This window comes from Cupriavidus taiwanensis (assembly GCF_900250115.1).
Taxonomy (GTDB): Bacteria; Pseudomonadota; Gammaproteobacteria; order Burkholderiales; family Burkholderiaceae; genus Cupriavidus; species Cupriavidus taiwanensis_B.
The window spans coordinates 887,962-908,549 of record NZ_LT984804.1 but is presented as its reverse complement, the minus strand read 5'-3'; the positions used below and the strand labels follow the sequence as shown (position 1 = coordinate 908,549).

Here is a 20,588-nt window from a genome sequence, read left to right as displayed (position 1 = left end):
TGCCGTGGCGCGCCGGGTTGGCCCGGTGTGCCACGGATACTTCAACGCGGAGGCGCACCATGGAACAGATGGAAACGACAAGCACGCCCACCAGCACGTCGGGCCTGCGCCAGCAGGACACGCGCATGTCTTCGGTATCGGGTTCGGACACTCGCACCGGCGCGGCGTGGAAAGATACGTCGGCACGATCGCCGGCATCGCAGGACCTGGCGCGCGAGCTCGACCGGCTGCTCGAACGCCTGCCCACCCTGACCGGCGATAACCTCGAACAAGCCAAGGCGGAGTTCGTCGAACTCGCCGCCAGGTCGGGCAGCGCGGCGACCGAAATCGCGGCAAAGTCGAAGGACGTTGCCCGGCGCATGACCGGGCGCGTCAAGACCGAGTGGGAAACCGGCCTGGAGCGCACCGAATCGTTCGTCCATGCCAACCCCGTGCGCGCGCTGGCGATGGCGCTGGGGATCGGCGTGGTGCTGGGCGCGCGGCTGTTCGGCGGCTCCCGCCGGCACGACAGCCACTAAACAGGCTGCTCCAATGGCGCGCCGGGCGGCAGCGACGCAGCCGCCCTGGCGTGCGCCATGACCATCCCTGCACGACCCGTTACGTGCTTCAACCAACCGAAGCCCCACGTCCCCTCGTGGACGAGCACTCATCCCTGCCTATACTCTGCCGATATAAAAATAAGTGATCGTGGGTCACCATGCCCCGGGAGGGGGGAATGAACGCCTTTGACAGCAGCATCATTCACTGGCTCAACCAGTTCTCCTTCCGCTGGCCCTTCCTCGACCGCGGAGTGCTGGCCTTTACGCAGTTCTACATGCTGCGCGGCCTGCCCATGGTGACGCTGCTGTGGTGGATCTGGTTTCGCGACGGCACGGACAAGCAGCGTGATCGGGAAATCGTCACCGCGACCGTGATCGCCGCGTTCTGCGCGCTGGTATTGGGCCGCTTCCTGGCGGACTGGCTGCCATTTCGCGTGCGGCCCATGGCCAATTCGGATGTCGGCCTGCGCTTTCTGCTGGCCTCGGACGATGGCATGCGAACTTGGAGCTCATTTCCCAGCGATCACGCGATGATGTGGTGCGCGGTAGCCGCCGGCGTCATGGTCGCCGCCCGGTGGCTTGGCCTGCTGGCGCTGGCGTATGCCCTGCTGCTGATCTGCATGGCCCGCATCTTTGTCGGACTGCATTACCCGACCGACGTGATCGCGGGCGCGCTGCTGGGCGTGCTGACCTGCCTGGCGCTGACCCGGCCGCCGTTGCGCGCGCGGATTGCAGCGCCCTTCCTGTTCCTGTTTGATCGGTACCAGGGCTTGTTCCAGGTCGGCATGTTTCTGCTCAGCTTCTGACTGATCACCAATTTCGACGAGATCCGCACCGTAGCCTCGTCGCTGATGAAGGTTACCTGAGTTCGCTGCAGGGCAGCGCGGTGCCGAACTGCTTGCGATACGCCGACGGCGATACCGCAAGCGCCCGGGTGAAGTGCTGGCGCAGCGAAACGGCCGAGCCGAACCCGACCAGCCCGGCCACCAGGTCGACGCCCTTGTCGGTCGTCTCCAGCAGGCGCCGCGCCGCGGTCAGGCGGTGGTTCAGCAGCCACTGCGTGACGGTGGTGCCGGTCTTCTCCTTGAAGCGCCGCGTGAAATTGCGCCGGCTCATGCCGGCCCTCTCGGCCAGCGTATCGAGCGTCAGCGGCTCGGCCAGGTGCGCGATGGCCCAGTCCAGCGCCAGGCTGAGCCGGTCGGCGCCGTCCGCGCGCGGCAGCGGTTGCTCGATGTATTGCGCCTGGCCGCCGTGCCGGTGCGGCGCCACCACCATGCGGCGCGCCACGCGGTTGGCGACTTCGGCGCCATGGTCGCGCCGCACCAGGTGCAGGCAGCAGTCGAGCGCGGCGGCGGTGCCGGCCGAGGTCAGGATCGCGCCATCGTCGATATAGAGCGAATCGCGGTCGAGCCGCACGCGCGGATAGCGCTGCGCGAAATCGTCGGCCCAGGCCCAGTGCGTGGCCGCGGTGCGGCCGTCCAGCAGGCCGGCCTCGGCCACCACGAAGGTGCCCAGGCACAAGCCGGCAATACGCGCGCCGCGCGCGCTGGCGGCCCGCAGCGCATCGAGCAGGGCCTGCGGGGCACGCTCGCCCGGATCCCGCCACGCCGGCATGATCACGGTATCGGCCTGCTCCAGCACCGACAGGTCGTGTTCCACCTCGATGCGGAATCCCGACATGGTGGCAATCAACCCCGGCGCCTCGCCGCAGATCAGCAAACGGTAACGCGGCACGCCCAGGCGGTCGAGGTCGTCGCCAAAGACGATGCAGGGTACGGACAGGTGGAAGGGGCTGATGCCTTCGAAGGCAATCACCGCGACGGTGTGCATCGCAATCTCGCTGGGTGGGGACCGGGCTGGGGGCAAATTGGTGGCTGACAAAGCTTGGCCCGATTCTATCGGATGTTGTCCATCGGGCCACTTCCGGCGCTGCCGGCGGCGCCGGAAACTACGCTCCATGCCGCGCCTGCGGCGAACTCAGCGGCCGCCACTGGCGCCGTCCACCTACTTCCCTGTCGACGAGGACCATCATGCACCACCCGACCCTGCGCACCATCGCCGGCGCGCCGGCCCGCACCGCGATCGAAGCCGCCAGCACCGCCGTGCTGGTGATCGATTTCCAGAACGAGTATTTCAGCGGCAAGCTGCCGATCCCCGACGGCCCGGCCGCCCTGGGCAACGCCCGGCGCCTGGTCGACCACGCTGATGCGGCCGGCATGCCCGTGTTCCACATCCAGCACGTCACCCCCGCCGGCAGCCCGGTGTTCGCCCAACACGGCGCCACCGTGGCCTTCCACGGCGACCTGCAGCCGGCGCCGCACCACACCGTGGTGCAAAAGACCTCGGTCAGCGCCTTCACGACCACCGACCTGGACCAGCGCCTGAAGGCGGCCGGCATCAAGACCCTGATCATCACCGGGCTGATGACCCACGCCTGCGTCACCGGCGCGGCGCGCGACGCGGTGCCGCTGGGATACGGCGTGATCGTCGCGGCGGACGCCTGCGCCACGCGCGACCTCGATACCGCGGCCGGCACGGTGGCGCACCAGGACCTGCACCGCGCCGCGCTGGCCGCGCTCGACGACACCTTCGGCGACATCCTGACCACCGAGCAGGTGCTGAAGCTGCCGCTGGCCTGAGCCAGGGCGAGCTTGTCCGAGCCGGGCGCGGCTCAGCGGCTGGCCGCGGCGACGATGGCGTGCGCCGCGGCCACCATGGCCTCGGCGGATTCCAGCGCGCGCGCCGGGTCGTCGCGCTTGCGCACGGCGGCGGCGCTGGTGGCGCGCGCCGCGCCGTCGGGGCTGGCGGAGAACTTCACCACGGTCAGCCCCCTGGCGGGATTGATGTAGAGCTTCTGGCCGAAGCGGCCGCTGGCCTCGATGCTGCCGTCGCCGTCGTTGCGCTGGAACCAGTAGTTGCGGTAGCCATAGCCGTCACGCCCGGCGGTGGTATTGCCGCGCGCGAAGCGGGCCTGGTTGCTGGCCGGCTGCAGCGCGATCCGCACCGCCTTGGGCGAAATGCCGAGCGTGGCATCGCCGGCCGCGGCGCGGCGCACGGTCTCGGCAAAGCGGGCGGCATCGCGCAGCGTCGAGTTCATGCCGCCGCTGGCCATTTCTGTGCCCTGACGGTCGACCTGGGTGTAGGCATCGTCATCGGCGAAGCGCGACCACAGCCGCTCGGTGACCAGTTCCGCCCAGCGCTTGCCGGTGATGCGGCGCAGCGCCCACGCCACCGCTTCCGGCGAGCCGTTCTGGTAATACCAGACGCCGCCGTCCGGGCCCTCGCCAGCGGTGCCGGTGGCATGCACGACCTTGAGGAAGTCATAGATGGTGTCGGGCGCATCCGCCTTGCGCGGCACGATGCCCACCGCGCCGAACAGTCCCAGGTCGGGCGGCAGCGCCTGCGGATAGCCGACCGGCACCTCCATGTCCAGGTTCTGCTGCACCGTGGCCTCGCCGAACGGATTGCCGGCCAGCTCGGGCACATACTGCGCCAGCCGCGCGTGCGGATCGAGCTTGCCCTCCTCGACCAGCATCGCCGCCAGCAGCCCGGTCACGGACTTGGTCATCGACGCCCAGATATGCGGCTGGTGCGGGCCGATGCCGGCCAGGTAGCGCTCGTACACGATGCGGCCCTGGTGCAGCACGATAAAGCCATCGGTGTGGGTGTCGCGCAGGTAGTCCGCCACCCGCACGGTCTGGCCCGCGACAGTAAAGCTGACCGCGTCCAGCGCCGGCGCCGACTGGCCCGGCAACGCCAGCGGCTGGCTCGCATGGCGGATGCCGACCGTCGGCGAGATCTCGCGCGCATGCCGGAAGGCCCAGCGCATATAAGGCGGGCGCAGGCCGGTGCCGCGACTGACCTGGTGCTGCGGCGACGGCGGGAAGCCCTGCATGACTTCGCTCTCGGCCACCGCCGCGGGCTGGCCCGCGCCCTGCGCCAGCGCCACGCCGGCCGGCGCCGCCATCAACGCCAGCAGCGGCGCCGCCCTCCACCACCCCCGACTGCGCCGGAACCCCGTCCCGCGCGACTTCGCTTGTCCCTGCATGCTGTCTCCATGGCCGTCGAGGCGGCTGCACCGTACGCGCGCCGCCTTCTGTGATGCGTTGCCAGCCTGCCGGGGCAGGCCGCGGGCGCCATGTTGCAGGCCTGCTGCCATGGCCACAATCCTCTGTTCGGAATAGAGCCATAACCCTTGGGAATGTCGGCGCAGCGGCCGCCTTCAGACAGCCAGGCGCGCTTGCGGCCGTTCCCGCCTGACCACGCCCAGCGAGAACATCGACAGCCCGGCAATCAGCGCCGGCACGCCAATCCACGCGAACAACGCGGGCATGCCCAGGCCCATCGACAGCATGGTCGCGCCGCCGACCGAACCCACCACCGAGCCCATCCGGCCCACGCCGTTGGCCCAGCTGACGCCGGTGGCGCGGCAGTCGGTCGGATAGAAGCTGGCCGACAGGGCATTGGCGCCCACCTGCGAGCCCGAGATGCAGAGGCCCGCGACAAAGACCGCCACGCCCGCGGCCACCGGCTCGGCGGCCACGCTGCCCACCGCGGCAATGCCCAGCGCCGCCAGCGCATAGCTGGTGGCCAGCACATGGTGCGGGTTGAACCGGTCCATCAACCATCCCAGCGCGATCGCGCCGACCGTGCCGCCCACCTGGAACATGGTCGTCACCAGCGCCGCGGTGCGCAGCGAATGGCCGGTGCCGCGCAGCAGCGTCGGCAGCCAGCTCGACAGCAGGTAGATCACCAGCAGGCTCATGAAGAAGGTCAGCCAGAACAGCAGCGTGCCGCGCAGCAGCGCCGGCCGGAACAGGTGCCGCGCCGGCGAGCTGGTGGCGCGCTGCTCGCTGACGGCGAAGGTGGCGCCGCGCAGGTCTTCATGCGGGGCGATCTTCTGCAGCGTGGCGATGATGCGCTCGCGCGACTTGCCCGTCATCACCAGGTAGCGCACCGATTCCGGCAGCAGCCAGACCAGCGCCACCGCCAGCAGCAGCGGCAGCACGCCTCCTGCCACCAGCACCGAGCGCCAGCCGAAGGCGTCGATCAGCCCGGCCGAGGCCAGGCCGCCGAGCGCCGAGCCCAGCGTGAAGCCGCAGAACATGGTGGTGACCAGGAACGAGCGCCGCTTCTCGGGGCAGAACTCCGAAGTCAGGGTGATGGCATTGGGCATGGCCCCGCCCAGCCCCAGGCCGGTGACGAAGCGCAGCAGCACCAGCGTCCACAGGTCCGGCGACCATGCCGACGCCAGGCTGGCCGCGCCGAAGCACAGCACCGACAGCACCAGCACGCTCTTGCGGCCGAAGCGGTCCGCCAGCGGTCCGAACAGGAAGGCCCCGGCCATCAGGCCGCCCAGCCCGGCGCCGAACAGCGGCGCCAGCTGGGCCGGCGTCAGCTGCCATTCGGCGCGGATGGCGGGCGCGATAAAGCCGATCGCGGCGGTATCGAAGCCGTCGACGGCGACGATCAGGAAGCACAGTACGACGATGGTCAGCTGGAACGCAGACAGCGGCTGGCGGTCGATGAACGCGGTGACGTTGAGCGGTTGGCTGGCAGGCATGGTGTCTCCTCCTGGTTGCCAGGTTTAGGGCGCGAGAGGGCCGGCGGCTTCGTCGGCCGCCAGCTCGATGCAGGATATTTTTCAGCGCGGAAAGAACGCCGCGCTCAGCGGCTTACAGCCAGGGCGTGGGGCTCAGGCATCGGTCGGCGCGCCAGCCGTGCAGCCACTGCAGCGCGTCGTAGAACTGCGCCTGGGTGCGGCCGGCCCACAGGCGGTTGCGCACCTGGCGGTCGACGCCTTTGGCGTGGTAGACGCGGCCCATGTCGCGCGCGGCATAGAGCACGCGCGCGGTGCGCGGGATGCGGGCCTGCTCGTACAGCCTGAAGGCCGCGGTGTAGTCGCCAGCGGCGGCCTGCACCGCCGCGCCCAGCGTGACGGCATCTTCCAGCGCCTGGCAGGCGCCCTGCGCCACGTATTGCGTCATCGGGTGCGCGGCATCGCCGAGCAGGGTGGCGCGGCCGAAGCTCCAGCGCTCGACCGGGTCGCGGTCGGCGGTGGCCCAGCGTTTCCATGAAGTCGGCCGGTCCAGCATCTGGTGCGGCAGCGGGTGGATGCCCTGGAAGTACGACAGCACTTCTTCCTTGCTGCCCTCGCGCACGCCCCAGCTTTCCTGCTCGCGGCTGTGGAAGGTCACCACCAGGTTGTACTGCTGGCCGCCGCGCAGCGGGTAGTGCACCAGGTGGCAGTGCGGGCCGGCCCATACCACGGGTGCGTTGACCTGCAGGTCCTGCGGCATGTCGGCCACGTCGACTACCGCGCGGTAGACCACGTGCCCGGTCACGCGCGCTGCATCGCCGATCAGCGCCTGGCGGATGGCGGACTTGACGCCGTCGCAGCCGATCACCGCATTGCCGCGGTGGTGCTCGCCGTGCTGGTCGATCACGGTCACGCCGTGCTCGTCCTGCAGCAGCTGCTCCACGCGCGTGCTGGTGCGCATCGTGATCAGCGGATGGTCCTGCACGGCCTCCAGGATGGACCGGTGGATATCGACGCGGTGGATCACGCCATAGGGATTGCCGAAGCGCTCGCGATACGCCTGCCCGACATCGACCTGCGCGATCACGCTGGTGTCGACCGCATCGCGCAGGCTGAGGAAGTCGGTGAAGACGGTGCGGCCGCGCGCGGCCTCGCCCACGCCCAGCGCGTCGAGCGCGGCGAAGGCGTTGGCGGCCAGCTGGATGCCGGCGCCGATCTCGCCGATCTGCTCGGCCTGCTCCAGCAGTTCGACGCGGATGCCCTGGCGCGCCAGCGCCAGCGCCGCGGCCAGGCCGCCGATGCCGCCGCCGATGATGAGGACCTTGCCGGTCGCGTTGTGGATCTCGTTCATGTCTGTCTCCTGGCCTGCGCCGCTGGCGTCAGGCGTTGCCTGGGCGGTGCTCAGGCGGTGTAGTCCGGCTGGCGCGCGGCCGCGGCCTGGGCAAAGGCGGGATGGGCGCTGGCGTGGGCGAACACAGCCATCGCGCGCTGGTAGCGATCCAGTTGGCAGCCCATGCGCAGCGCGTTGGCGACCTGCGGCACCAGCGCGACATCGGCCAGCGTGGGTGCATTGCCGAAGCACCACTTGCCATGGCCGTGGCGCGCCAGCAGCCGCTCGACGCCGGCCATGCCCTGGTCGATCCAGTGTCGGTACCAGGCGTCCTTCTGCTCCGGCGTGACCTGCAGCGTGTCCTGCAGGTAGCGCAGCACGCGCAGGTTGTTGAGCGGGTGGATGTCGCAGCCGACCAGCATCGACAGCTCCAGCACGCGCGCGCGCTGCTCCGGATCCTGGGGCAGCAGCCGCGGCTCGGGATGGCGCGCGTCCAGGTAGTCGATGATCGCGAACGACTGGCCCAGCGTGAAATCGCCATCGACCAGCGCCGGCACGGACGCGGACGGGTTGATGCCGTCGACGTATTCCGCGTGCCGATGCTGGCCGGTGCGGATATTGACGCCCAGGTAGTCGTACGGCAAACCCTTGAGAGCCAGCGCGATGCGCACCCGGTACGAGGTCGAGCTGTTGAAGAAACTGTAGAGCTGCATGGTTCGGTTCGCTGGGTTCAGACCACGCGCACGGTCAGTTCGCCCAGGCCGTCGACGCCTGTGACCATGGTGTCGCCGGCCCTGACCGCGCCCACGCCCTCGGGCGTGCCGGTGAAGATGACGTCGCCCGGTTCCAGCCGGAAGAACTGCGACAGGCAGGCCACGGTCTCGGCCACCGACCAGATCAGGTGCGAGACGTCGCTGCGCTGCCTGGTTTCGCCATTGACCGTCAGCCAGATGCCGGCCTGCTGCGGGTGGCCGATGTCGCTGGCGCGGTGGATCGGGCCGACCGGCGCCGAGGCGTCGAAGGCCTTGCCGATTTCCCACGGGCGGCCCATCTCGCGCATCTTCATCTGCAGGTCGCGGCGGGTCATGTCGAGGCCGACGGCGTAGCCCCACACGTGCTCGAGCGCCTGCGCCACCGGGATGTCGGAACCGCCCTTGCCGATCACGGCCACCAGTTCGGCTTCGTAGTGATAGTTCTGCGTCTGCGCGGGGTACGGCAGGTCGAGCGTGGTGCCGGCCTGCACCGGGACGATGGCGTCGTCGGGCTTGCAGAAGAAGAACGGCGGCTCGCGCTCGGGATCGAAGCCCATTTCGCGGGCGTGGGCGGCGTAGTTGCGGCCGACGCAGTAGACGCGGCGCACCGCGAACCGCTCATCGCTGCCGGCAACGGGGATGGCAACGGTGGCGGGAGGGGTGAAAACGTAGGACATGGTAAGGCTTCCAGTGAGGGGTCAGGTAAGCGCCGGCCCGGCGGCCTTGGCCGGGGCTGCCGGCTCAGGTGCGCGCTTCGCGCAGCAGGTTCAGCGCGGACAGCACCGGCCGGTCGGAATAGCTGAAAAGCACGGCGTCTTCCAGCGCGCCGAGCTGCACCGGCGCCCACGACGGCGCCACGAACACGTCGCGCGGCTCGAACTGGAACTGCGCATCGCCGATGCGCACCGTGCCCCGCCCTTCGACCACGCTGTACACGGTGGCGTCGGTGCTGCGGCAGGTCTTGCCCTGGAAGCCCGCCGGCAGGTACTGCATGAAGGTGGCGATGGTCGGCATCGGCCAGCCGCCGGTGGCCGGGTTGACGTAGCGCAGCTTGACGCCGTCCCAGGGATCGAGCTCGCCGTTGCGGTAAAGCTGGTCCAGCGCCTCGCGCGAGCGCGCATACGGGTAGCTGAAGACCGGCGACGTAGGATCGGTCACGCGGTGCCGCACCGGCACCATGTTGTGGCCGAAACGGGCAAAGCTGTCGCCTTCGGCGCGAGTCACGGGCTGCTGCGACTCGGGGTAGTTCTCGGCGAAGCCAGCGTCGAACTGCTGCACCATGGGGATGTCGAGGCCATCGAGCCACACCACCGGCTCGCCGCCGTCCTCGACCGCAGGGTTGCCATGGTCATGCCAGGTCCAGGACGGCGTGATGATGAAATCGCCGGGATGCATGGTGGCGCGCTCGCCGTTGACGGCGGTCCACGCGCCCTTGCCCTCGACGATAAAGCGCAGCGCCGACTGCGTATGGCGGTGGCTGGGCGCGATCTCGCCCGGCAGGATCAGTTGCAGGCCGGCGTACAGCGTCGAGGTGATGCTCGACTTGCCGGGGATGCCGGGATTCTCCAGCACCAGCACGCGCCGGACCGCCTCCTCGGCGCTGATGACGCCGCCGGCCTGCATTACCAGCGGGCGGATCTGCGCGTATTTCCAGATGGCGGGAACGATCTGTGGACGTGGCTGCGGCGGCACCAGGGCGTGCAGCGACTCCCACAGCGGGGTCATGTGGCTGCGGCCGATTTCTTCGTAGTAGGCCACGCGGGCCGGGTCTGGGGTGTGCTCGGACATGCTGTCTCCGTAACTTGGTAGCGGGCTTGCGAGAGCGCTTTGGGTGGGTGCCTGTCTGCTGCGCACCGTCTTGTGTTGTCGTTATACGCGCCGCGCTATAAGATCTGAAATGAAGATTTCATCTTATCGATACGATTTACCGTATAGGTCACGCCCGATGGACTGGACCCAGAGACTGCGCCTGCGCAACCTGCAGATGCTGCTGAGCCTGGCCGAGACCGGCAACATGAGCCAGTCCGCCGCCATGCTGAACACCACCCAGCCCGGGCTTTCCAAGTGGCTGAAAGACCTCGAGGACGATATCGGCCTGCCGCTGTTCGAGCGCCAGGCGCGCGGCCTGAGGCCCACGCCATACGGCGAATCGCTGATCGAGCACGCGCGCCGGATCGAGGCCCAGCTCGACACCGCCCGCGACGACCTGCAGGCCATGCGCGACGGCGGCAGCGGCATCGTGGTGGTGGGCACCTCGGGCGCATCGGCGTCGGACACCGTGCCGCTGGCCGCGCTGCAGCTGATGCAGCGCATGCCCCGCGCCAGCGTGCGGCTGCTGGAAACCACCATGGACCGGCTCATGACCCAGCTCGCGCGCAGCGAGCTGGATATCGTGGTGGGCCGGTCGGCGCCGGAGCTGCAGGATGCGCAGATGCGCACCGAATCGCTCTACATGGAGCCGATCCACTTCGTGGCGCGGCCGCGGCACCCGCTGCTGCAGGGCGGCAAGGTGGCGTGGGACGACCTGTACCGCCACCGCTGGGTGGTCTGGCCGCGCGGCACGCCGATCCGCAATGCGCTCGAAGGCGCGCTCGCCAGCGCCGGGCGTGCGCTGCCAGCGGACTGCGTGGAGAGCAATTCCACCGTGCTGAACCTGACCCTGTTCAACAACAGCGACATGGTCGGGCTGGCCTCGCACCGCACCGCGCGCCGGCTGGAAGAGCTGGGCGTCCTGCGCATCGTGCCGCTGCGGCTGGCGGGGTTCGGCTCGGTGTCGATGTACTGGCGCGCGGATGGCGACTCCCGCACGGCGGTGGCGGCGATGCTGGATTGCCTGCGGCTGGCGGCCGGCGTGGCGCAGGCGCCCGCTGCAAACCCGGCCTAGCGCGCCGCATAATGTCGTCTACCGCCACTTCCGGTGCCTGACATGCACCTTACCGACACCCGCGTCGGCGGCCTGCTGCGCCACCCGCTACGCTTTGCCTGGCACACGCTGCGGCAGTTCCGCGCCAACCAGGGCCTGCTGCTGGCCGGCGCGGTGGCCTACTACGCGCTGCTGTCGATCGTGCCGCTGCTGATCCTGATGGTGATCGCGTTGTCGCACGTGATCGAGCCCGAGTCGCTGCTGTCGACGCTGGCGCGCTATCTCGAATGGATCGTGCCCGGCCAGTCGCGCGCCCTGATCACCGAGCTGGCCGCCTTCCTGCGCAATCGCGCCACCATCGGCTGGGTGCTGCTCGGCACCATGCTGTTCTTCAGCTCGCTCGCCTTCACCGTGCTGGAAAACGCCATGTCGGTCATCTTCGAGCACCGCGTGGCGATCCGGCGCCGGCATTTCCTGGTCTCGGCGCTGCTGCCCTATTGCTATATCGCCGTGCTCAGCATCGGCCTGCTGCTGGTCACCGTGGTCTCGGGCGCGCTGCTGGCGATCGGCGAACGGCACGTCGAGGTGCTGGGCCGCGACTGGTCGCTGGACCGGCTTTCCACCGGCCTGCTCTACCTGCTCGGCTTTATCGGCGAGGTGCTGATGCTGACCTCGATTTACCTGGTGATGCCGGTCGGGCGGCTCTCGCTGCGCCACGCGCTCAGCGGGGCGGTGATCGCCGCGGTGCTGTGGGAGATCTCGCGCCACGTCCTGGTGTGGTACTTCACCACGCTGTCGCAGGTCGGACGGGTCTATGGCTCGCTGACCACGGCGATCGTGGTGCTGCTCAGCCTGGAAATCGCCGCGACCCTGCTGCTGCTCGGCGCGCAGGTGATCGCGGAATTCGAGCGCGGCGCCTGGCACCGGCTGCCGGGCCGCGGTGACGGGGCGGAGGAGTTCCATACCTGAGGCCAGGGCCGCGGCCACGCGCGACTCAGGCCAGCGCCGCCTCGATGCAGGCGCGCAGGCGCGCTTCCGCCGCCGCGTCGAAGGCACCGATGAAGACCAGCGCCGGGTCCCGCAGGCCGGCGCCTTGCGCCGGCCGCAGGCGCATCCGGCCAGCGACGAGGTGGACCTCGTGCAGCCGTGGGTCGCCGTCGAACCGGACCAGCCCCTTGGCACGCAACAGCCGCACCGGCGCGCTCGCCAGCGCGTGCCGCAGGCGCGCCTTGTCGAATCCGCGGTGGGTCTGGTAGGCAAAGCTGCGGATGCCGGCATGGCCGCCAGCCGCGGCGCCGCGCTGCCAGCCAGACCCGTCCAGCCGCGCCGCGCTGCCGGGCGCTGGCAGCGCGCCTGCATCGAGAAATACTGGCAGCGGCAGTTCGCCGCGGCGCGCCGTCAGCACGGTGGCGTGCGGCGCCAGGCCCGCCGCCGTGGCGGCGGCGCGGGCCACGGCCGCGGCCCCGGCCAGGTCGGCCTTGGTCAGCGCCACCACCGACGCGCCCGCGATCTGCCGCCGCACCATGTCGCCGACCAGCGGGTCGCGCAGGCTGTCGTGCACGCTGGTCACGTCCACCGCAACCAGCACCGCATTGAGCCGGAACGCCGGATCCAGCAGCCCGACCTGCGCGATCCGCTGCGGCTCGGAAACACCGCTGGCCTCGATCACCAGCAACTCCGGCCGCTGCGCGCGCGCGGCGATGGCCACCAGCGCCTCGGCCAGCCGGCCGCCGATCGAACAGCAGATGCAGCCGTTTTCCAGCTCGATCACATCGTCGCTGCGCGCGCGCACCAGCGCGGCATCGATATTGACCGCGCCGAAATCATTGACCAGCACCGCGATGCGGCACCCCTGCGCATCGGCAAGCAGGCGGTTGAGCAAGGTGGTCTTGCCGGCACCGAGGTAGCCGCCGACCACCACCAGCGGAATCGGCGCGCGCGCGTTCATCGTGCCGGCGCCGGAAACACGCGCCCGCCCAGCACCGTGCCCCACACGCGCACATCCTTCAGGCTGGCGGGCGCGATGGCGGCAGGGTCGTCCTCCAGCACGGCAAAGTCGGCCAGCTTGCCGGGCGCGATGCTGCCGATGCGGTGCTCCAGCTTCAGCGTATAGGCCGCGCCCATGGTGATGGCATAGAGCGCGTCGGCCAGCGTCAGCCGTTCGGCTTCGCCCAGCACGTGCCCCGAGGCGGTCTGGCGCTGCATCGCGCACCATGCCGTGAACAGCGGGTTCAGCGGCGTGATCGGCGCATCGGAATGGATCGCGAACGGAATCCCCAGCCGCCGCGCGGTGCCGGCCGGGTTCATGCGCGCGGCCCGCGCCGGCCCCACGGTCTGGCCGGCATGCGCATCGCCCCAGTAGTACAGGTGGTTGGAGAAGAAGTTGATGCACAGGCCCAGCCGCGCCGCGCGCGCCAGCTGGGTGGCGTCGGCCAGCTGGCAATGCTGCAGCGTATGGCGATGGTCGGCGCGCGGATGGCGCGACAGCATGGCTTCGAGCACGTCGAGCACCACTTCGGTGGCCTCGTCGCCATTGGTGTGGATATGCAGCGGCAGGCCGGCCAGGTGGAACGGCGTGAAGGCATCGAGCAACTGCTGTGGCGGGATCAGCCACAGGCCGTTGGGCTGGCCGCCGGCATAGCCCGGCGCACGCAGGCGCGCGGTAAAGCCCTGGATCGAGCCGTCGACGATGAACTTGGCCGGGCCGAAGTGCAGCTTGTCGGTGCCCGCGGCCGCGGCGGCCTGCACGCGCGCCGGCCCGCCCTGCGCATTGCGTTGCGGCGAAAACGCGGGTACCAGGCGCAGCGGGAAATCCGCTGCGGCCGTGACCGCGTGCAGCGTCTCCACCCCCCGCGGCGACAGGTCGTTGACCAGGTCAGTGGCCGTGGTCACGCCCGCCAGTTGCGCCACGCGGCCGAAGCGGCGCACCGCCTCGGCATTTTCGGCCGCGGCCAGCGACAAGCCGCTGCCCAGCACGCGCTGGACCGGGAACATCGCGGCGAACTCCTGCAGTTCGCCGGTGGGCTGGCCCTGCGCGTCCTTGTGCACGCCGTCGATATCGGTGTCCGCGTCGATGCCGGCCTGTGCCAGCATCGCCGAATTCACGTTCATCAGGTGCACGCTGGCATGCATCACCACGATCGGGCGAGTCGCCGAGACGCGGTCCAGCTCGCGCACCGAGAGCCGGCTGGCGCCGAAGTAGATCGGGTCGAAACCCCACGCCAGCAGCGGCGCATCGGCGTCGCGCATCTGGCTGGCGGCGCCGGCGAGGCGATCGATCACCTGCTCCAGCGTACGCAGGCCGCGCCACAGCCGGCCGTCCGGATCGCGGCGGTCGAAGTAGCCGACGTAGACCGCGTCCCACATCGCGCCCTCCATCAGGTGGCAGTGGCCCTCGACCAGCCCCGGCATCAGCACCTTGTCGCGGAAGGTGTCGAGCTGCACCGCGTCGGGCCAGGCCGCCATCTCGGCGGGGCCGCCGACGGCAAGGATGGCGCCGTCGCGCACCGCGACATGGGTTGCTTCGGGCCGGTCCGCCTCCATCGTCAGGATCTTGCGCGCGACGAATATCTGCGTGCGCGCGGTGTCATAAAGTGTCATCGATTGAACAGGTTCGGATCTTCAGGCCGCCTGCATCCGTGCCAGGCGGGGGGCGTAGTGCACCAGCGCGGTCACCAGCAGGTTCACGCCAAGGCTGATCAGGCCGAGGTTGAAGCCGCCGAAGTCGGCCTGCTGCACGTACAGCGCGATGGCCAGCAACTGGCCGGTGACGATGCCCAGCGCAATCGCCAGCGGCCGTACCTTGAGCGAGAACAGGATCACCATCACGCCGGGGAAGAACTGCGTCACGCCGTAGTAGGTGGTGTTGATCAGTGTCAGCATCAGGTTGGGCGTGGCCAGCGTCATGGCGATCGACAGCACCAGGTAGATCACGATCACCACCTTGGCGCCCTGCTTCTGGCGCGGCTCGGGCAAGCCCGGCAGCAGGTTGCGCGTGACGATGGGCCCGATCGCCAGGCAGATGCCGGCCAGCACCAGCAGGCCCGACAGCGCCGCGCCCGCGGCGACCAGCCCCAGCAGCCAGCCCGGCAGCAGCCGCACCGCGGCGGCGAAGAAGGCCTCGTTGGGCGACGCCAGCTGCAGGTTCTGGCTGATGGCGTAGTACGACGCCAGCACCAGGAACGGGTACATCAGCATGTACAGCGGCATCGCCACCTGCGTGCGCCGGATGGTGTTGGCGCTTTTGGCCGTGAAGAAGTTCTGCACCGCGAACGGCATCACGTAGAAGCCCAGTGCCTGGAACAGCATGGTGCTCATCGAGAAGCGCAGCTGGGTCTCGCTCATCTGGTTGCTGACCTGCACGCTGGCGGCATGGAACACGTCGCCGATGCCGGCCTTCCAGCCCACCGCAACGCCGGTGGCGACGATCGCCACCACCATCAGGATGTCCTTGAGGATGGCGATATAGGCCGAGGCGCGCACGCCGGAGATGGCGATGTAGGTGAACGCCAGCGCCGCCGATATCAGCACCAGGTACATCGGGTCGAAGTTCCAGCCGAGCCCCTTGAGCGCCGCCACCAGCCCGGTGAACTGCAGCTGGCCCCACGGCAGCAGGAACAGGATCGACGAGCCTGCCACGATCAGCTCCAGCGCGCGGTTGCCGTAGTGGCCCTTGAACAGGTCAGGCAGCGTGATCGCGTTGTAGCGCGCGCCGGCGTGCCAGATCTTCGGGCCCAGGAAGTAGCCGAGCGGATAGGCCAGCAGGATATAGCCGAGAAACCACACGCCATAGGTCGGCCCCTTGGCATAGATGCCGCCGGGGAAGCCCACCATGGTGCCGATGCTGTAGATCTCGCCGGCCGCGAGGAAGAACACCAGGAACGCGCCGAACTGCCGCGACGCGACGAAGAAGTCATGCATGCTCTGCGCGCCGTGGCCCTTGCCGGAGCGGATGGCAAGGTAGAGCGAGAACACGATGAAGCCCAGGAACACCGCTGTGGTCATGGCTGCTCCCGCGTCAGGCTTCGGCCGCCGCGTCGGCGCCGTGGCGGTCGAACAGCAGCCAGCACGCCAGCATGCAGCCCGAGGTCAGCACGAACCACGCAAAGATCCAGGCGTAGATAAAGGGCACGCCGAGCACGAAGCGCTCCACCGATGCCACCCACGGCAGCATCCCGATCACGCCGATATACGGCAGGCCTAGGCCGATCAACAGCTTGAGCATGTCTTGTCTCCGATGTCCGATGGACGTTGTGGCGGTCTCCGGTGCGGGTCCCGCTTTTCTTGTTCCGCTCATCATAGGGAGCGCCAAGGTATGATTCAAATGCAAATGTTGAACCGCTCCCATAACCAATGCGCATGGTTTTCCGCATGGACATCCAGAAACTTCTGCATCTGCTCGCGGTGGTCGAGCACGGCACCTTCTCCGAAGCGGCGCGCGCCGTGCACCTGACCCAGCCGGCGCTGAGCCGCAGCATCCGCGCGCTCGAACACGAGCTGAAGGCGCCGCTGTTCGATCGCGGCGCGCGGCGCGCCACGCTGACCGTGTTCGGCGAACTGGTGGCCGAGCGCGCGCGCCGCATGCGCCTGGAAGAGCGCCAGCTGCGGCGCGACCTCGAGCTGCTGCGCGGCGGCGAGGAAGGTTCGCTCGCGCTCGGCGTGGCGCCGGCGCCGGCAGCGCTGCTGCTGGCGCCGTTCCTGATCCACATGGCGCAGGCCCACCCGCGCATCAAGGTGCGCACCGAGACCGGCGCCACCAGTGCGCTGCTCGAGGCCCTGCGCAGCGAGTCCATCGACGCCATCGTCGGCGACGCCTACGTGCTGCGCGCGGCCGACGACGTCGATGTCGAGCCGCTCGGAGAACTGCCCGCGGGGCTGGTCTGCCGCGCCGGGCATCCGATCCTGCGCAAGCGCCGCATCGATATCGACACCATTCGCGCCTACCCCGTCGCCACCACCACGCTCAGCACCGTGGTCAGCCGCCAGCTGGCGGAATTGTGGGGGCCCGACGCCGCGCCGGAGCGGCTCTTCACCCTGCATTGCGACAACCTCGACATGCTGCGCAGCGTGACGCTGGCAAGCGATACGCTGCTGTTCGGCGTGCTCTCGATCACGCGGCAGGAGCGCGCCGCCGGGCTGATGGCCGAAGTGCCGATGCCGCCCGATGCGCGCCGCTGCGGGCGCTACGGCATCGCGCGCATGGCGGCGCGCTCGCTGTCGCCGGCGCTGGAGGTGCTGTACCGCTTCACGCGCGAGCACTGGAAGGCGCTGTCGTCCGCAGCCGGCGGCGGCAACGGGCGCCGCTGAGCAGCCGCTGCGGTATGCTCCCCCCTGAGCCATCGCCCTTGTCCCGCATGACCGACGCCACGCCCGACCGCCCCCGCCGCATCACCATCCACGACGTTGCCCGCGCCGCCGGGGTCTCGCTGACCACGGTGTCGCATGCACTCAACGACCGCGGCGTGCTGGACCCGGCCACGCGCGCGCGCGTCAAGCGCGTCGCGGCGGAGCTGGGCTACCGGCCCAGCGTGCGCGCGCAGCGGCTGCAGTCGGGCCGCGCCAACTGCATCGCGCTGCTGTCGTCGATGCCGTTCGCGGTGGCGGGCGGCACCTCGCGGCTGGGCTTCATGATGGAGGTGGCGGCGATCGCCGCCGAAGCGGCGCTGGGGCGCGGGCTGGGGGTGGTGCTGGTGCCGCCGCTGGAAGGTGCCGGCGGCCTGCTCGATACGCTCGATATCGACGGCGCCATCGTGATCGAGCCGATCGCCGGCGATGCGCATATCGCGCGCCTGCGCGAGCGCGGCGTCAGCATCGTCTCGATCGGGCGCGAGCCGCTGACCGAGACCCCGGTGCCGTGCGTCGACCTGCAGTCGGCCGAGACCGCGCGCCTGCTACTGGCGCACCTGCACGGCCAGGGGCGGCGCCAGATCGGCCTGATGATCGGCGCGGCGCCACGGCAGTCTTATGTGGAAACGGAGCGCGCCTACCGCGAGTTCACGCAGGCGCTGGGGCTGCCCTGCCATATCGTCAAGGCGGCCGAGGAACACGGCGAAGCCGCGGGCGCCGACGCCTGCGCGCAGCTGCTGGCGATGATGCCGGGGCTGGATGCGCTGTGCGCGCCGGTGGACGCGTTCGCGGTCGGCGCCATGGCGCACCTGCAAGGGCTGGGCAGGCGCGTGCCCGACGACGTGCTGGTGGTGACGCGCTACGACGGCATCCGCGCGCGCAGCGCGCAGCCGCCGCTGACCGCGGTCGACCTGCACCTGGAGCGGGTGGCGTCGCTGGCGGTGGAACTGCTGTTCGCGCACCTGTCGGGCGAGCGCGGCCGCAGCGTGATTGCCGGGCCCGCGCCCGAACTGGTGGTACGGGCATCGTCGACGCCGGGCGCCTAGCCGCGCAACAGCACCACCGCGCCCGACACCAGCGCGAACACCAGCACGCCGATGCGCAGCATGCGCTGGTTGATGCGCTGGTGCACCAGGTGGCTGGCGACCATGCCGACGCCCAGCACCGGCAGCAGGCCCGCGGCGTAGACCACGTGGTCCATGCCGAGGCGGCCGCCCAGCGCCAGCACCGCCAGCGAGATCACCTCGCCCACCAGGAAGCACAGCGCCACGGTGGCGCGCAGGGTCGCCACCGGCGCGTGCTGGTAGGCCAGCGCCAGCGGCGGGCCGCCGACGCCGGTGGCGGTCTCGGTGACGCCGGTGATCAGGCCGGTGGAGGCAAAGGTCAGCCGGCCCGGCGTGAACGCCGGCGCCAGCAACGACACCACCGCCGCCGCAATGGTGCTGCCGCCGACCAGCGCGTTGAGCCACGCCATCGGCATCGCCACCAGCACCCACAGGCCGCCGAAGGTGCCGGCCACGCGCCCGGCGCTGATCCAGCCGGCCCCGCGCATATCGATGGCGTGGCGCTCGCGCCAGGCCACGTAGGCGTTGAGCGGCAGCATCGCCAGCAACAGCGCGCCGGGCAGCATCGCCGGCGCGGCCAGCGCCAGCACCGGCACCACGATCAGCGCAAAGCCCATGCCGGTGGCGCCCTGGATCAGCGCGCCCGTAAACACGGCCACGCCGACGCTGAACAGGGTCATGTCCATGCTCATGCCGCCTCCGTGCCGGCATGGCGCGCGCGGTGCACGTCGGCGGCGTCATGCAGCTTGCGGATCGGCGCGTTGGCGACGGTGTGCTCGGCCATGGCATGGATGTCGCGCATCAGCGCGCGCGCGTCCCAGTCGGTGGGCCAGCCCTGCCACAGGCGCAGGCTGCCGTCGACAAAGACCGCGCGGATCTGGTCGCGGTTGGCCAGCCGCACCAGTTCCCAGGTCAGGTCCCACGACGGCGTCAGTTCCGGCACGTCGAGGTCGACCAGCAGGAAGTCGGCGCGCTTGCCGGCGGCGATCTCGCCGGTAAGCGCGCCCAGCCCGGCGACGTCGGCCGCGTCGTGCGTGGCCATGTCGAGCCAGCGCCAGCCCGCGCCGCAGGATGAATCGCCCACGCCGATGCCGAAGGCGAAGCGCTGCGCGGCCTCGGCATAGTCGAGCAGGCGGAAACCGTCGCTGCGGGTGCCGTCGGTGCCCAGGCCCAGGCGCACGCCGAAGGTAGCCATGGTCTCGGCCGGGGCCACGGCGTTGCCCTTCCAGGCGCTGGCCACGGGGTTGTAAGCGACCGCGGCGCCGCTGTCGGCCAGCAGCCGGATCTCCTGCGGCGTCACCAGCGTGGCGTGCGCGAGCAAGGCCGCCGGGCCGAGCGCGCCGATCGCGGCGAGGTGCTCGATCGGCCGGCGCCCGCACGCGTTGAGCGAACGCTCCACCGCCACCAGGTGCTCGTTGGCATGGGTCTGGAAGATGCGGCCGGACTCGGCGCACAGCTGGTAGACGTGGTGCAGCATCGCGTCCGAGGCCACCTCGGGAATCGAGATGGCCAGCGACGGCGCCACCAGCGCATCGCCGGCGTAGCGGTCCAGGTGCGCGGCGGCGCGACGCAGGATGGGCGCGGCGTCGAGCGTTTCGGCGCCGGGCTTGTCGTTGCAGATCAGTCCCAGCACGCAGCGCACGCCGGCATCGCCGACCGCGCGCGCCACCGCGTCCAGCCCGGCCTCGCTGCGCGTGCCGGCATCGACCACGGTGGTAAAGCCGCCGCGCAGCGCTTCCAGCGCCGCCAGCTTGGACGACAGGTACAGGTGCTCGGCCTTCAGGCTGCCCTCCAGCGGCACCCACACGCGCCGGAATATCTCCGACGGCTCGCCGAACACCAGCGACTTGCCGAACGACTGCGTCAGGTGGTGGTGGGTGTCGATCATGCCCGGCATCAGCAGCATGCGCGGCAGCGGCAGGGTCTCCAGTTGCGGGAAGCAAGCGGCGATGTCTTCAGCGGGGCCGACCGCGGTGAAGCGGCCGCCCTCCACCACCACCGCGTGGCCACGTACCGCGCCCTGGCGCAGCAGGGTCCATTCCGGCAGCAGGATGCGCGGGCGCTGGAAGCGGTCCGGCGCCAGCGCCGGGTTGAGGTCGCCAGGCCAGGCCGGCGTCGAGGCATAAGGTTGAGTCATGGCAATGCAGGAAGCGAGG

At 70.1% G+C, this 20,588-nt stretch carries 20 protein-coding genes; 7 read left to right on the top strand and 13 right to left on the bottom strand.

Annotated elements, in window-relative coordinates:
• Positions 1-59 precede the first annotated feature (59 nt).
• Both CBM2586_RS20930 and CBM2586_RS20925 read left to right on the top strand, forming a co-directional pair.
• On the top strand, positions 60-518 hold the full coding sequence (locus CBM2586_RS20930; protein ID WP_231942610.1) for a hypothetical protein: 459 nt from the start codon (positions 60-62) through the stop codon (positions 516-518).
• 197 nt (positions 519-715) lie between these two features.
• The gene (locus CBM2586_RS20925) at positions 716-1,345 is read left to right on the top strand and encodes a phosphatase PAP2 family protein (RefSeq protein ID WP_115689562.1); all 630 of its coding nucleotides are present in this window, start codon (positions 716-718) and stop codon (positions 1,343-1,345) included.
• Between the two features lie 52 nt (positions 1,346-1,397).
• On the opposite strand, the gene CBM2586_RS20920 is transcribed toward CBM2586_RS20925, so the two are convergent.
• Entirely contained in the window at positions 1,398-2,369 is a 972-nt protein-coding gene (locus CBM2586_RS20920) for a GlxA family transcriptional regulator (RefSeq protein WP_115689560.1), read from the bottom strand.
• Between the two features lie 200 nt (positions 2,370-2,569).
• Between CBM2586_RS20920 and CBM2586_RS20915 the strand changes: the two genes are divergently transcribed.
• Entirely contained in the window at positions 2,570-3,178 is a 609-nt protein-coding gene (locus CBM2586_RS20915) for a cysteine hydrolase family protein (RefSeq protein WP_115689558.1), read from the top strand.
• A 32-nt stretch (positions 3,179-3,210) separates the two neighbouring features.
• Here the strand turns inward: CBM2586_RS20915 and CBM2586_RS20910 are convergent, their stop codons facing one another.
• The 6 genes from CBM2586_RS20910 to gtdA all read right to left on the bottom strand — a co-directional run bounded on the left by CBM2586_RS20910 (position 3,211) and on the right by gtdA (position 9,948).
• Positions 3,211-4,587 carry a serine hydrolase domain-containing protein gene (locus CBM2586_RS20910; protein WP_115689556.1) on the bottom strand — a complete coding sequence of 459 codons (1,377 nt, stop codon included), beginning with the start codon at positions 4,585-4,587 and terminating at the stop codon, positions 3,211-3,213.
• A 174-nt stretch (positions 4,588-4,761) separates the two neighbouring features.
• Entirely contained in the window at positions 4,762-6,102 is a 1,341-nt protein-coding gene (locus CBM2586_RS20905) for an MFS transporter (protein ID WP_115689554.1), read from the bottom strand.
• A gap of 112 nt (positions 6,103-6,214) precedes the next feature.
• A complete protein-coding gene (locus CBM2586_RS20900; RefSeq protein ID WP_115689552.1) occupies positions 6,215-7,429 on the bottom strand; it encodes a 3-hydroxybenzoate 6-monooxygenase in 1,215 nt (404 codons plus the stop codon).
• Positions 7,430-7,479: 50 nt separating this feature from the next.
• Positions 7,480-8,121: a maleylacetoacetate isomerase gene (gene maiA / locus CBM2586_RS20895; protein ID WP_115689550.1), complete on the bottom strand. Its 642-nt coding sequence runs from the start codon at positions 8,119-8,121 to the stop codon at positions 7,480-7,482.
• Positions 8,122-8,138: 17 nt separating this feature from the next.
• Positions 8,139-8,837 (bottom strand): fumarylacetoacetate hydrolase family protein, encoded by a 699-nt coding sequence (locus CBM2586_RS20890; protein ID WP_115665123.1) that lies wholly within the window; start codon positions 8,835-8,837, stop codon positions 8,139-8,141.
• Positions 8,838-8,901: 64 nt separating this feature from the next.
• Positions 8,902-9,948: a gentisate 1,2-dioxygenase gene (gene gtdA / locus CBM2586_RS20885; protein WP_115665124.1), complete on the bottom strand. Its 1,047-nt coding sequence runs from the start codon at positions 9,946-9,948 to the stop codon at positions 8,902-8,904.
• 157 nt (positions 9,949-10,105) lie between these two features.
• Here gtdA and CBM2586_RS20880 point away from each other — a divergent pair, with 157 nt between their 5' ends.
• Together CBM2586_RS20880 and CBM2586_RS20875 are read left to right on the top strand one after the other, a co-directional pair.
• Entirely contained in the window at positions 10,106-11,044 is a 939-nt protein-coding gene (locus tag CBM2586_RS20880) for a LysR family transcriptional regulator (protein WP_115689548.1), read from the top strand.
• Positions 11,045-11,086: 42 nt separating this feature from the next.
• Complete coding sequence (locus tag CBM2586_RS20875; protein ID WP_115665126.1) at positions 11,087-11,992, top strand: YihY/virulence factor BrkB family protein; 906 nt, start codon at positions 11,087-11,089, stop codon at positions 11,990-11,992.
• Positions 11,993-12,017: 25 nt separating this feature from the next.
• On the opposite strand, the gene CBM2586_RS20870 is transcribed toward CBM2586_RS20875, so the two are convergent.
• From CBM2586_RS20870 to CBM2586_RS20855, 4 genes are read right to left on the bottom strand one after another with little or no spacing between them, the layout of a single operon-like run.
• Entirely contained in the window at positions 12,018-12,971 is a 954-nt protein-coding gene (locus CBM2586_RS20870) for a CobW family GTP-binding protein (protein WP_115665127.1), read from the bottom strand.
• Positions 12,968-14,623, bottom strand: a complete 1,656-nt coding sequence (locus tag CBM2586_RS20865) for an amidohydrolase (RefSeq protein WP_115689546.1) — start codon at positions 14,621-14,623, stop codon at positions 12,968-12,970. Before CBM2586_RS20865 ends, CBM2586_RS20870 begins: the two co-directional genes overlap by 4 nt.
• Positions 14,624-14,644: 21 nt before the next feature.
• Positions 14,645-16,027, bottom strand: coding sequence for a sodium:solute symporter family protein (locus tag CBM2586_RS20860; RefSeq protein WP_115665129.1), 1,383 nt, complete (start codon positions 16,025-16,027; stop codon positions 14,645-14,647).
• 13 nt (positions 16,028-16,040) lie between these two features.
• The gene (locus tag CBM2586_RS20855) at positions 16,041-16,247 is read right to left on the bottom strand and encodes a DUF3311 domain-containing protein (protein ID WP_115665130.1); all 207 of its coding nucleotides are present in this window, start codon (positions 16,245-16,247) and stop codon (positions 16,041-16,043) included.
• 146 nt (positions 16,248-16,393) lie between these two features.
• Between CBM2586_RS20855 and CBM2586_RS20850 the strand changes: the two genes are divergently transcribed.
• Both CBM2586_RS20850 and CBM2586_RS20845 read left to right on the top strand, forming a co-directional pair.
• Positions 16,394-17,329 (top strand): LysR family transcriptional regulator, encoded by a 936-nt coding sequence (locus tag CBM2586_RS20850; RefSeq protein ID WP_115666460.1) that lies wholly within the window; start codon positions 16,394-16,396, stop codon positions 17,327-17,329.
• Between the two features lie 47 nt (positions 17,330-17,376).
• A complete protein-coding gene (locus CBM2586_RS20845) occupies positions 17,377-18,414 on the top strand; it encodes a LacI family DNA-binding transcriptional regulator (protein ID WP_115665131.1) in 1,038 nt (345 codons plus the stop codon).
• On the opposite strand, the gene CBM2586_RS20840 is transcribed toward CBM2586_RS20845, so the two are convergent.
• Together CBM2586_RS20840 and CBM2586_RS20835 are read right to left on the bottom strand one after the other, a co-directional pair.
• Positions 18,411-19,118, bottom strand: coding sequence for a sulfite exporter TauE/SafE family protein (locus CBM2586_RS20840; protein ID WP_115666461.1), 708 nt, complete (start codon positions 19,116-19,118; stop codon positions 18,411-18,413). The two genes, CBM2586_RS20845 and CBM2586_RS20840, sit on opposite strands and share 4 nt — an antisense overlap.
• A gap of 2 nt (positions 19,119-19,120) precedes the next feature.
• Entirely contained in the window at positions 19,121-20,569 is a 1,449-nt protein-coding gene (locus CBM2586_RS20835; RefSeq protein WP_115689544.1) for an amidohydrolase family protein, read from the bottom strand.
• Positions 20,570-20,588: the final 19 nt, after the last annotated feature.